Raw genomic sequence first — 12,747 nt, forward strand, 5'->3', positions numbered from 1 at the left:
AAAAAGCCAGATTGTCGCACCGACCTTTAGCCTTTTTCGCCGCCGTCTCCAGCCCCCCAACCCTGACAGAAGATGTCAGCCGATTACGGTTCGGCGCGGATCGCGCCTTGCGCTTGCCCGCCCGCGCGGGGAAAGCTAGAGACGACTGAAGATCAGATATTCATCAAAAGATGAAAAGAGGAAGCGATGCGGAAGATTGTCTCCGATGCGCGGGCGGCGCTGGACGGCCTGACGTTCGACGGCATGACCGTCATGTCCGGCGGGTTCGGCCTGTGCGGCATTCCCGAGAACCTGATCGCGGGCCTGCGGGACAGTGGTGTCAAGGGGCTGACGGTCATCTCCAACAACGCGGGAGTCGACGGATTTGGCCTGGGCCAGCTGCTGGAAACCCGCCAGATCGCCAAGATGATCAGCTCCTACGTGGGCGAGAACAAGGAGTTCGAGCGCCAGTATCTGGCCGGTGAGCTGGTGCTGGAGTTCAACCCGCAGGGTACTCTGGCCGAGCGCATCCGCGCGGGCGGCGCGGGCATCCCCGCCTTCTTCACAGCCACCGGCGTCGGCACCCTGGTCGCCGAGGGCAAGGAGGTGCGCAACTTCAATGGCCGCGACTATGTCATGGAGACGGGCCTCGTCGCCGACCTGGCCATCGTAAAGGCGTGGAAGGCGGATGAGCGCGGCAATCTGGTGTTCCGCAAGACGGCCCGCAATTTCAACCCGATGATGGCCACGGCCGGCAAGGTGACCCTGGTCGAGGTCGAGGAGATCGTGCCCACCGGCGCGCTGGACCCGGACCATATCCACACGCCCGGCGTCTACGTCGACCGTCTGTTCGTCGGCACGTTCGAGAAGCGGATCGAGCAGCGAACTATCCGTCAGAGGGAGGCCGTCTGATGCCCCGCACCCGCGAACAACTGGCCGAACGCGCCGCCAAGGAGCTGCAGGACGGCTTCTATGTGAACCTGGGCATCGGCATCCCGACCCTGGTGGCGAACTACATCCCCGCCGGAATGGAAGTGACCCTGCAGTCCGAGAACGGCATGCTGGGCATGGGGCCGTTTCCGTTTGCCGGAGAAGAGGACGCCGACCTGATCAACGCGGGCAAGCAGACGATCACGGAGATTCCCGAGAGCGCCTATTTCAGCAGCGCGGACAGCTTTGCCATGATCCGCGGCGGCCATATCAATCTGTCGATCCTGGGAGCCATGGAGGTCGCCGAGAACGGCGACATCGCCAACTGGATGATCCCGGGTAAGCTGGTGAAGGGCATGGGCGGTGCCATGGACCTGGTCGCAGGCGTCAAGCGGGTGGTGGTGGTCATGGATCACGCCAACAAGCACGGCCAGTCCAAGGTGCTGAAGGCCTGCACCCTGCCCCTGACCGGCACCGGCGTGGTCAGCCGCATCATCACCGACCTGGCGGTGTTCGACGTCAAGCCGGACGGCGCGGGCCTGGAGCTGATCGAACTGGCCGACGGGGTGACCCTGGACGACGTCGCGGCCAAGACCGAGGCGACCTATACGATCGCACCCGGCCTGGCCTGATCGGCGTCAGGCTGCGTTCGCTTCGGTCCAGGCCACGATCTGGGTGTTCAGATCGCGCGTGGCCAGGTCATAGGCCTCGACGATGGCCCCCACGCGGTTGGCGGCGGCGGGCTGTTCGACCGTGAAGATCCGCTCCACCTTCACCTGCCGCTCCGGCAGGGTCAGCAGGCGCACCCGGGCCGTGATGACGACCGTAGGCACAGCTTCCGGGGCGGGGTAGCGCGTCTCGAAGGCGCGGATATCGATATCCAGCGTCCGCGTGCTGCGCGCCAGTTCGCGAGGGCCGATCAGACGGACCTGTGTCGCTTGGCTGGCAAAGGCATTCTCCAGACTATCGGTCAGCAGGTCCGCAGCCGGAGATATCCAGCGGGCACCGCCGATGTAGGCGGTTTCCGTACCGGTAACGCCCAGCAGCCGGTCGCCCTCGGCCGCCTCTGGCATCTCCACCCTTCGCATCCCGACCAGAATGGGATCGGCCACCGGCGTCGCCGCCTGGCCCGAGACGCCACCGAAGCGATAGGTCTGGACAGGGTCCGGGCTGGACAACAGGGCGCAGGCCGACAGGGAGATGGCGGTCGCGCCAACGGCAGCGAGACGAAGCAGGTTGGATCGGATCACGGTTGAACCTCCAGTTCACGGGTCGGGGCACGGCCGATGAAGTCACGCGGGCTGGCGCGAACCTCATCAACGAGGCCCTCCAGCGAACGGGTGGCGTCTTCCAGGCCCTGGATCGACTGTTGCAGTTGCGGCAGGCCGGTGGCGGTGAAGTCGGTCAGCGGACCCTCCACACCCTCGGCCGTGCGGTTGATGGTGGCGATGGCACCGCGGGCCTCTTCAGCGGCGGAGTTGATGTTGGCGATGGCGGAACGACCGTCCGTCTCGACCAGACGACGCGCCTCGGCACCCAGGGCCTCATATTCGCCGATGGCCGAGTTGGCCTTGGCCAGAGCCTGTTCCAGCTGCTCGAACATGCCCTTGCGCGCTTCCAGTTCGGCGGTCAGGGATTCGACGTTCTTCAGGCTGGTCGAGAAGCTGCGCACGTTGTCGTCGGACAACACGCGGTTGATCCGGTTCAGCGCATCGACAGTCTGGGCCAGCACTGTGCCAGAGCCGCTGAGCAACTCCGCGATCGGCGACGGCTGGCTCTGGATCACCGGAATGACGTTGTCCGGATACTGGCTCTTCAGGATGGCGCTGTTGGCGTCGCCGGCGGTGATCTGAATGTAGTTCAGGCCCGTGATGCCCTGCGGTTCCAGCTGGGCGCGCGAGGAGACGCGCACGGGCGTGGTGCCATCGACGCGGATACGCGCGATGACCTGATCGCCCTTGTTGGGGTCCAGGTTCAGGTCGGTGACCTCACCCACGCGGATACCGTTGAAGTGGACTTCGCCGCCCTCGGACAGGCCGCGTACGGGGCCGTAGAAGACGATGTCATAGACGTCGTAGTCGTTGTTGAACTGAAGCCGGGCCAGCCAGATCGTGAACACCGCCAGGGCCGCCAGAAGGGCGACGGTGGCGATGCCGACGGCGGCGTAGTGTGCGTCTCTTTCCATGGGTCGGCTCTCCTCAGGCCGCTTTCGATCCGGAACCGGCGCGTCCGCGCGGCCCCAGGAAGTATTCCTTGATCCAGGCATGGTCCGAGCGTTCCAGCTCGCGGACCGGGGCCTTGGCAACGACGTGCTTGTCGGCCAGGACGGCCACCTGATCGGTGATGGCGTACAGACTGTCCAGATCGTGGGTGATCATGAAGACGGTCAGGCCCAGATCATCCGACAGCTGGCGGATCAGATCGTCGAAGGCCGCGGCCCCGATAGGGTCCAGACCGGCCGTCGGCTCGTCCAGAAAGACCAGTTCGGGATCCAGCGCCAGGGCACGGGCCAGGCCGACACGCTTCTTCATACCGCCAGACAATTCGGCCGGCTTCTGATGATGCACCTCGGGCTTCAGGCCCACCATGGCGATCTTCATCTCGGCCAGTTCGCGGATCACAGCCTTGGACAGGTTGGTATGCTCCACCAGCGGCGAGGCGACGTTGTCCAGCACGCTGAGGGAGGAAAACAGGGCCCCCTGCTGAAACAGGATGCCGGTCCGGCGCTCGATGTCGGCGGCCTGGGCCTTGGTCATATCGGCCGTTTCATGCCCGAAGATCTTGATGGAGCCGGCCTCGGGCTCCTTCAGGCCGATGATGGTGTTCAGCAGCACCGTCTTGCCGGTGCCCGAACCGCCGACCACGCCCAGAACCTCGCCCCGGACCACGTCCAGATCGAGGTTTTCATGAATGGGGGCCTGGTCGCCGAACTGGCTGACGAGACCACGCACCTCAATCAGGTTTTCCGGCCCCGTCTTGGCAGATTGGTCGCCGGCGGGCGTAACGACGGTGTCGTCCTTCACGGTATCCGTCACAGGTTCAGCTCCATGAAGATCATGGCGAAGACGGCATCCAGGAAGATAATGGCGAAAATGGCCTGGACCACGGCGGCGGTCACCCGGCGTCCCAGGCTTTCGACATCACCGGCCACGGCCATGCCCTGGCGACAGCCGATAGCCGCGACCACGATGGCGAAGATCGGGGCCTTGATCATGCCGACCATCAGGTGATTGCCCATCAAGGGGTCCTGAGACATCTGCTGGATGAAGAAGATCGGGCCGTAACCCAGCACGCCCCAGGTCACCAGCAGCCCGCCGAACAGGCCGGTGATGATGCCCACAAAGGTCAGCAGCGGCATCATGATGACCATGGCCGCCAGACGCGGAATAACCAGGGCCTGGAACGGATTGACGCCCATCACCTGCATGGCGTCGACCTCCTGCGTCATCCGCATGGAGCCGATCTCGGCGGCGAAGGACGAGGCCGAACGACCGGCCAGAAGGATGGCGGTGATCAGCACGGCCAGTTCGCGCAGAACGGCCACGGCGACCAGCTGGACCGTGAACACTCCGGCCCCTAGCTGCGACAGCAGGTTCGCTCCCAGCAGGGCGATGACGGCCCCGATGAAAAAGTTGGTCACCGCGATGATCGGCATGGCATCTAGGCCAGCGCGCTCGCCCTGGCTGAACCAGGCGGCCCAGCGGATGCGGCCGGGGTTCTTGAAGGCCGTCCCGACCGCCACGATCAACCGGCCCAGGAAGGCCATCGACAGCATGGCCTCGGTGGCGACGTCGTAGACGCCCAGGCCGATCTTTCCGAAGAACCGCACGACCGGAAGGGGGCGGCGTGGCGGTGGGGCACTCTCGCGCTCCAGCTTCTCCACCATGGCATAGGTACGCCCAGCCTCTGGCCGCTCCGACCAGGCCGATTTGGGCAGGACACAGTTGGAGGCCTGCACGATCGCCAAGGCTCCGGCGGTATCGAAACGGCCCAGATCCTTCAGGTCGACCGCGTCGATGCAGCGGTCATTCATCTGTTCATCCAGGCGACGCGAGACACGGCCCAGCTCGGTCGCCGTCCAGTCGCCGGTCAGCCGCAGGGTCAGGCCTGAGCCGCCATCGTCGATGTCAAAGTCCGCTGCGGCCATGTCGCTACTTAAATCGCCCCGTAGGCTTTGACCACGTTCCTTGAACGGCAAAGCTCATCAGCCGATGACAACGCTGCTGAACCGTATTCGTTCAGCCACAATCGCTCATGCGTTTCAAAGGGCTGTCCGGACGCGCGCCAGATCCTCGACGAAGCGCGCCCGCTCCGCCGCCCGCCCGGCCTCATCGGGAATCCGCAGCAGATAGGAAGGGTGGGCCGTGATCATCAGGGTGGCCCCGTCATCCAGGGCGATCGGCTGACCGCGCTCCTTGCCGATCGTCACCTTGCGGCCCAGCACACCAAGCGCCGCCGTCGCGCCCAAGGCCACGATCAGGCGTGGCTTCACCAGTCGCCGCTCGCTGTCCAGCCACCAGCGGCAGGCGGTGACCTCGCTGGCCACCGGGGTCTTGTGCAGGCGACGCTTGCCGCGCGGTTCGTGCTTGAAATGCTTGACCGCATTGGTGACGAAGGCCTGTTCGCGGTCGATGCCGACTTCGTCGAGCGCGGTGTTCAAGACCTGGCCGGCAGGACCGACGAAGGGCTGGCCCGACAGGTCCTCCTGATCGCCCGGCTGTTCGCCGACAATCATCAGGGGCGCTGCGGTGGTGCCCACCCCGCACACCCCTTGCGTCGCATCGCGCCACAGCGGACAGCGGCGACAGCCCTGAACGGCGCGGTTCAGGTCGTCGAGCGAAGTGGGCACATAGTCTTCGGCCACCTCACCCTTGCGGACGATCGGCGACAGCGTCTGGGCCAGGCGCGGGTTTGGCGTGGATGCGGGCGCGGCGACCATCTGCTGTTCGCGGGCCGACGCCTTGGCGATCAGTTCGGGGATCAGCGCCGCCTCGGGCAGGTTTTTCCAGTACCGTTTGGGCATCTCGCCCTGCATGGTGCCGGTCTTCAGGCGCGCCGGATTGAAGGTCGAGGCATAGTAGGTCTTCCAGAACTCCTCGATCTCGTCCTCGGTCGGGGCCATGTCGCGCGTCGCGGGCGGGCCGAAGGTCAGGGCCTGGCCGTCCCAGAAGGCGCAGCCGTCAGGCGTCAGAATGGACCACCGCATGGTCGTGAACCGACGCATGAAGAAGGGGGCCGTGCGCTCCAGCACCCGGTGCGCGGGCTCGAACCAGGCGACCCAGGCCTCGCCCTGCTCGTCCTGAACCTCGCGAAAGCGGACGAAGGCCTTCATCTTGTGACTGGCCCGGCTGACATTTTTGGCGCGCTCGAAGGCGTCGGCGACATCGATGTCGGTGACCACTTTCATCAGATCGGGCTCGTCCCGCAGTCGCCAGAGCAGGCGATACAGCAGGTCGAACCGGTCGGCCGAGCGGTGCAGGATGACCGCCTGCGCCAGATCGACGAAGGCCTTGGGAACAGCGAACTCTTGCGTCGCCGTCGCGGCAGGCAAATCCACGGGCGTCGCGTCGAACAGGCCTCCCTGATCTTCACTGCCTGCCACCAAGAACCGCGCCTGCGACGGCTCCACGCCTTCCAGCCGGAAGGCCCGCGCGGCCTTGCGCCAGCCGTCGAAATCGATCTCGCTGGCCAGGGTCGCGACCCGCATCAGAACAGGCTCAGTTGCACCGGCTTCTCGACCGGGGTCAGGCGTGCCCGCAGATCGGCGGCATCGGTCAGGCCGCCCGGCGTCCAGTCCAGGGCGGTGATGAAGGGCCGGACCTTGTCGATACCCCGGCACAGCCGCCCGATATCCTCCAGCCGCAGGGTGCGCCAGCGCCGCACCTGGACGATCCGGTTGACCGACTTCACGCCCAGACCGGGCACCCGCAGCAGCATTTCGCGCGGGGCGGTATTCACATCGACCGGGAACTGCGCCCGGCTGTTCAGCGCCCAGGCCAGCTTGGGATCGATGGCCAGATCCAGCATGCCATCCACCGTCGCCTCGCCGATCTCGGGCGGCGAAAAGCCGTAGAACCGCATCAGCCAGTCGGCCTGGTACAGCCGATGCTCGCGCATCAGCGGCGGTTTGGTCAGGGGAAGGACGCTGGACGCATCCGGTATGGGCGAAAAGGCGGAATAGTAGACGCGGCGCAGGCCGTAACCGCCATACAGCGACGCCGACCGGTCGATGATCTCCGTGTCCGGTGCCCCGTCCGCCCCGACGATCAGCTGGGTCGACTGGCCTGCGGGCGCAAATTTCGGCGGCTTGATGCGGTCCTTCTTTGACGGCTTCGCAGCTTCCACGCCCAGGCGCACCTGGCTCATCGCCTTCTTGATGACGGCGACATCCTTCTGGGGCGCAAGCCGATGAAGGGCCTCGTCGCGCGGCAGCTCTATATTGGCCGACAGCCGGTCGGCATAAAGCGCCGCCTCCTCGATCAGTCGAGGATCGGCCTCCGGGATCAGCTTCAGATGGATATAGCCGCGAAAGCCGTGGTCGATCCGCAGCCTCTTCGCCACCAGGACCAGCTGCTCCATCGTATAGTCGCCCGAACGGATGATGCCGGACGACAGGAACAACCCCTCAATGTAGTTGCGCTTGTAGAAGTTCAGCGTCAGCGACACGACCTCGTCCACATCAAACCGCGCCCGCTGCACGTTTGAGGACGCCCGGTTGATGCAATAGACGCAGTCGTAGATGCAGAAATTGGTTAGCAGGATTTTCAGCAGGGAGACGCAGCGGCCGTCCGGCGTATAGGCGTGGCAAATTCCCATGCCCTCGGTGGAGCCGATGCCCTTGCCACCGAGCGAGTCGCGCTTGGTCGTGCCGGAAGACGCGCAACTGGCATCATATTTGGCCGCATCAGCCAGGATCGACAGTTTCCGCTTGAGATCGAGCTGCGCCATCGTTCATGGTATGTTCCAATACTGCTGTGACGTCCAGCGTGGCCGTGGAACGAATTGTCGCGTCAGCTCAGATAGTTGAGCAGGGTCGACTGGCGCAGCTGGCTGATGACCTGGGCCGAGGCCTGGATGGCGACCTGCGAGAGTTGCAGATCGGTCACGGCCTTCAGCATGTCCGCATCGGTGCGATCCGCGACGAGGCCGTCCAGAGAAGCGATCTGATCCTTTTGGCTGGCGATCAGGGTGTCGACCTGATTGGCCTGGGCCCCGGTCATGGCGGTCTTTTCCGTCACGGCCTTGCCCGCCTGTTCCAGCAAGGTCAGCTGGCTGGTCAGAAAGGTCTTCTGCGGTACCGTCAGCTTGCCGCTGAGCGGACCTTGCGGCCCCTCGTGAAAGGCCTGGATGTCGCGCAGGATGGCCAGGGTGTCGGTGCCCAGGTCACTGGCCAGAACACCGGTCTCCAGCGTGGTGCCCTCGGCCACGCGGCTGGCGGTCTTCAGGCTGTCGTTGCGGAACTGGGCGGCGAGCGGACCCGTGGTCAGGTCCGACATCGTTTCGGCGGCCAGAGGCTCCACATCCACCGACGAGCCGGCGAACAGATAGTTGCCCTGATGCTTGGAGTTCAGGCCGCCGCGCACCGACTGGAACAGGCCCTCCAGCTCGGTCATCAGGCCCACACTGGTGTCGGCCGCGATGGCATTGCCCAGGGCCGAGCGGATGCCTTCGGTACCTTCGCCGACGCGGTTCATCGCCAGATCCTGCGACGTCAGGCGCGCGGCGACCGAGTTGGACGTATCGAGAAACCCCTGCAATCGCGCCGACGAGCCCTTCAGCGCCGTCAGAGTCTCCGACTGGCGTCCGAAGCCGACCAGATCGGTGGCGTTCTTCTGGGTCGACACCCGTTCCTGGGCGTCGTTGGCCTTCATCTGCGTGTTCATTAGATTCAGCAGGGCCGACTGATAGTTTCCAAAGGTGGCAACGCGGTTCATCAGACCATCCCCAGCAGCGTGTCGTACATGTCCTTGGCGGCCTGGATCATGCGGGCCGAGGCGTTAAAGGCCTGCTGATAGGTGGTCATCAGCACCAGTTCCTCGTCCAGGTTGACGCCCTCCTGCGAAATCTGCCGGGCGCTGGCTTCGTTGGCCAGGGCGTCGGCCGTCTGGGCCCGGGTCTTGGCGGCTGCGGCCTTGCCGCCGATATCGCCGGCCAGTTCCGACGCATAGCGCGACACCGACATCGACCCGCCCGCGGCCCCGCCCGCCGACTGGAAGGCACTGGTGCGCTGACCGGCGTCGGCCAGCAGCAGGGCCCCGCGTCCGTCGCCACTGGTCAGGGCCGCCGAGCCTGCGGCCGCGCCCAGGTTCAGCTGGGCCAGGGCCAGATTGGCCGGGCTGGTGCGGATGTCGGAGCGGATGGTGAAGCTGTCGGCGCGCGAGGCCCGCGTCCCCTCCCCGATCCCGAACAGGGCCGAGACCGAGACGCCCGACGGGACCTGGCTCGTCCGGTCGTCCAGGACGCTCATGCTCGGCGACGGATTGCCTGCGCCGGTATAGCTGAGCGCCCCGTCAGGCCCCAGGCTGAAGCTGCCGTAGCGACCGACGCCCGTGATCGGATCGTTCAGGGCCGTGATCAGATCGCCCACGGTGCCGCCGGCGGGGACCGCCACCTCGATGTCACGGATGCGCGCGCCGCGCTCGTCGGTGAAGCGGAAGCTCATGGTCTCGCCGGCGGTGAACCCGTGGGCCGAGGCGGCGGTCAGGCCGGTGTCATAGATGGCCGGGGAGTCGGTGGCGACCAGGTCATTCAGGCCGAAATAGTGGGAGAAGCCCCGCCCCGCCTTGTTCGAGGCGGCACCTGCCGGGTCGGCGATGGAGATGCCGTTGCCCGCCGGGGCCTGGATGCTCAGCTTGCCGTCGACGAAGCTGGCCGTCGCCCCGCCCAGCTGGCTGTTCAGCGTGGCCAGGAAGGTGGTCGGGTCCGCCGCCACGCCGTTGACCGTCATGGTCGCGCCCGAGAAGACGATGTCGGCTCGGCTCTGGATCACCCCGGCAGCGTTCACCACGGCGATGGTCGTCTGGCCCGTGAACCCCGCCAGCGCCGTTTCCAGCGACTGGCCGACGTTGCGTCCCGTCAGGCGGTTGGGCGCAGGCACGGCGGTGTTGGCATTGTGGGCGCGGTTCAGCTCGTCGGCGACGTGGCTGACCAGTTCGGCCAGCCGGGCGGCGGCGGCGGGCGCATCCACGTCGCGCAGTTCGACAAGACCCTTGATCTCGCCCGAGGTGATGCCGTCCAGCAGGGCCCGCTTCTGGCCGCTGGGCTCGGTGACATAGATTTCGTTGAAGGCGCTGGTGCTGGTGACCGTGCCGGTCGGGCTGTAGCTGATCTTGCCCACGCCCTGGCCGGCCAGCATGGCCCCGCCATTGGTGCGCACCGTCACCCCGCCGATGGGGCGCTGGGTGATCTGCACGTCCATCAGCTTGGACAGCTCGCTCAACAGGCTCGACTGGGCGCTCTGAGCACCGGAGGAATCGCCCTTGGTCGCCGAGGCGCGAGCGATTTCCAGGTTCAGCCCCTCGATCTGTTCCAGCAGGCTGTTGGCCTTTTCGACCGCGCTGAGGATGCGGGCGTCAGCGTCCTGGCGGACCGCATCGATCTGTTTGCTGATCCGCCCGGCCTCGTCGAACAGGGCCTGGGTCTTGAACAGGGCGTCCTGGCGGCTGGGCGAGGAGGTCGGGTTCTCGCCGCTGGCCGCAAAGGCCGAGAACAGGCTGTCGATCTGGGAAAAGAAGCCGTTGTCGCCACCGGGGTCGCCGAACAGCGACTGGATCCGGTCGTATAATTCATAGCGCACGGTCTGGCGGGCAGATTCAGCGCCTGCCTTCATGCTGGCCGCCTGCAGGAAGGTGTCGGTGGCCAGGCGTATGCGCGCGATCTCGACGCCCGAGCCGATGCCTGTGCCTGTCAGGGTCTTCTGATCGGCGATCTTGCGGACATAACCCGGCGTATTGACGTTGGAGACGTTGTCCGAGATCACCCGAAGCTGGGTCTGGGCCGCCGACAGGCCGCTGCTGGCCGTATTCATGATGGCGTTCAGGGTCATGCGAACGGCCCTCCGTCACGGGCGGCACCCGGCAAAGCCTGCCATGCCACATGCGCTTTTTGCCCGGCGGCGCGCGCGGGCGCTTCCGTCAAGTCACTGATATTACGCAAGATCGTGTTTCGCGCCTGGGTCATGGCTGATCAGGAGCGCAAGCGGCGGGCCAGACGGACAAGCGACGCAAATCGCCCTGCCTACCGGGCAAATACCGTCACCACGCGGCAAGTTTGATCATAGCCAGCCGGGTCACGCCGACAGCAAGGCGCAGGTTTTGTCATTAGGAAACAATGACTTGAAGTAGCGAGCGAAGTTGGCCCGCGACTTGCGGCGGAGCTGCCGAATGTCCGGCGCAGCAGGCGCCCTCGTCCTCTCGCTTCACCGCGAGCCGTCACGGTTTCATGTCAGCCTCCGCCGTCCTCAATCTGATCGCGCCCTCCGCTCCGATGCCTGTGCAGGCTGCGGGCGACGCCGATGCGTCGATCTTCGGCGGCCTGCTGTCCGATATCGGAGCGGGCGAAAGCGGCAACGACGACAGCCTACCACCGCCGCCGACCACCCAGCCGCCACGTGACACGACCAGGGCCACGAACAAGCTTATCGCCCTGGACGGCAGCACACCCGGCACCCTGATCGATCCGACAGGCCTGGGCACCATCCAGACCCTGCCGCCCGCACCGGTGGACGAGACTGTCGGCACCAAGGCAACGGACGTCGCCCTCACCTTCCCCGGCCCCGCTTTGGAAGCTGATTCATCTGCGTCCGACGTCGCCGGGAAGACGGACGATCAGCCCCCCGTGATGCCCTTGCCCGTCGGGCCCACGCCCGTCGTTGCAACGGCGTCGACAGCTGCTCCGACATCGACCGCGCCGGTTGTCCTGCCGGACGTGACCGCCGCTGACGCTGCTGAAGCCGCCTTGCTGGCCGCTGCCGCCGAGGCCACGACCGACGACGCCCAGACCCTGCCGCCCGCCGTCACCGACAAGACCGCAGCGACGACACCACCGGTTCCCCAGGTCCAGCCGCCCGCACCGGCCCCGCTGAAACCCGCGTCCGAACGTACGGGCCGCCCCCATGACGGACTGACCCGCGAAGGGAGCGAGGCCAAGGTGTCTGCCGATGGCGTGACCGTCACCACCAGCGCATCAGCCCCCTCCGCGACACCTGCACCGACGCCTGGCAAGGCCGCCGCCGACGCCTCCACCCTGCCGCCTGTGTCTGCCGCGTTGACAGGCCAGGCCGATCTTTCCGGCGACCTCGGCACCGATGGGGCTGCGGCCTCGCTCGATACCGCCAAGTCGCAGGCCGAGGCCGCCGTCAGCCATGACGCCAGCCTGTCGACCCTGTCGCGCGCCAGCATCGACGCCACGGCCCAGATCGCCGCCCAGATCATCCGCAAGCTGGATGGCAGGTCGACCCGGTTCGAAATGGCCCTGACGCCGGACGACCTGGGCCGGGTGGACGTGAAGCTGGAGATCGATGCCGAGGGCCGCCTGGCCGCGCGCATGGCCTTCGACAATCCCGCCGCCGCCGCCGATCTGCGCGGCCGGGCGGACGAACTGCGTCGCCAGTTGCAGGATGCGGGCTTCCACGTGCCCGACGACGCCTTTGAATTCGCCGAGCGCGACAGCGGCTCCAGCGCCTTTGACCGGGGCTCATCCGATCACAACGACAAACAGCGCCAGAACCGCGCCTTCTCCGCCGCCTCTCGCCTGAATGCCGAAATCGATGTGGCCCAGCCGCCCCGCTGGATGTCGCTGTCCCTCTCGCCCTCGGGCGTGGATTTGAAGGTTTAACCG

At 66.2% G+C, this 12,747-nt stretch carries 11 protein-coding genes; 3 read left to right on the forward strand and 8 right to left on the reverse strand.

The genetic code is table 11. The features are described 5' to 3' along the window. The first annotated feature begins 186 nt into the window (after positions 1-186). Complete coding sequence (locus tag WC585_RS02485) at positions 187-891, forward strand: CoA transferase subunit A (protein ID WP_373255929.1); 705 nt, start codon at positions 187-189, stop codon at positions 889-891. Beyond that, positions 891-1,541, forward strand: a complete 651-nt coding sequence (locus tag WC585_RS02490) for a 3-oxoacid CoA-transferase subunit B (RefSeq protein ID WP_373255930.1) — start codon at positions 891-893, stop codon at positions 1,539-1,541. The genes WC585_RS02485 and WC585_RS02490 overlap by 1 nt, the downstream gene beginning before the upstream one ends. 6 nt (positions 1,542-1,547) lie before the next feature. On the opposite strand, the gene WC585_RS02495 is transcribed toward WC585_RS02490, so the two are convergent. The 8 genes from WC585_RS02495 to flgK all read right to left on the reverse strand — a co-directional run bounded on the left by WC585_RS02495 (position 1,548) and on the right by flgK (position 10,954). Then, positions 1,548-2,159 (reverse strand): ABC-type transport auxiliary lipoprotein family protein, encoded by a 612-nt coding sequence (locus WC585_RS02495; protein ID WP_373255931.1) that lies wholly within the window; start codon positions 2,157-2,159, stop codon positions 1,548-1,550. Next, positions 2,156-3,094, reverse strand: a complete 939-nt coding sequence (locus WC585_RS02500; RefSeq protein ID WP_373255932.1) for an MlaD family protein — start codon at positions 3,092-3,094, stop codon at positions 2,156-2,158. The genes WC585_RS02495 and WC585_RS02500 overlap by 4 nt, the downstream gene beginning before the upstream one ends. A gap of 13 nt (positions 3,095-3,107) precedes the next feature. Beyond that, entirely contained in the window at positions 3,108-3,869 is a 762-nt protein-coding gene (locus tag WC585_RS02505; RefSeq protein ID WP_373256778.1) for an ABC transporter ATP-binding protein, read from the reverse strand. A gap of 71 nt (positions 3,870-3,940) precedes the next feature. Further along, positions 3,941-5,056 (reverse strand): MlaE family ABC transporter permease, encoded by a 1,116-nt coding sequence (locus WC585_RS02510; protein WP_373255933.1) that lies wholly within the window; start codon positions 5,054-5,056, stop codon positions 3,941-3,943. 114 nt (positions 5,057-5,170) lie between these two features. Continuing rightward, a complete protein-coding gene (locus WC585_RS02515; protein ID WP_373255934.1) occupies positions 5,171-6,616 on the reverse strand; it encodes a UdgX family uracil-DNA binding protein in 1,446 nt (481 codons plus the stop codon). Then, positions 6,616-7,857 (reverse strand): putative DNA modification/repair radical SAM protein, encoded by a 1,242-nt coding sequence (locus tag WC585_RS02520; RefSeq protein WP_373255935.1) that lies wholly within the window; start codon positions 7,855-7,857, stop codon positions 6,616-6,618. Before WC585_RS02520 ends, WC585_RS02515 begins: the two co-directional genes overlap by 1 nt. Positions 7,858-7,919: 62 nt before the next feature. Next, complete coding sequence (locus WC585_RS02525) at positions 7,920-8,843, reverse strand: flagellin (RefSeq protein WP_373255936.1); 924 nt, start codon at positions 8,841-8,843, stop codon at positions 7,920-7,922. Next, positions 8,843-10,954: a flagellar hook-associated protein FlgK gene (flgK, locus tag WC585_RS02530; protein ID WP_373255937.1), complete on the reverse strand. Its 2,112-nt coding sequence runs from the start codon at positions 10,952-10,954 to the stop codon at positions 8,843-8,845. The genes WC585_RS02525 and flgK overlap by 1 nt, the downstream gene beginning before the upstream one ends. A 395-nt stretch (positions 10,955-11,349) precedes the next feature. Between flgK and WC585_RS02535 the strand changes: the two genes are divergently transcribed. Next, the gene (locus WC585_RS02535) at positions 11,350-12,744 is read left to right on the forward strand and encodes a flagellar hook-length control protein FliK (protein ID WP_373255938.1); all 1,395 of its coding nucleotides are present in this window, start codon (positions 11,350-11,352) and stop codon (positions 12,742-12,744) included. Positions 12,745-12,747 lie beyond the last annotated feature (3 nt).

This window comes from Brevundimonas sp. (assembly GCF_041648055.1).
Taxonomy (GTDB): Bacteria; Pseudomonadota; Alphaproteobacteria; order Caulobacterales; family Caulobacteraceae; genus Brevundimonas.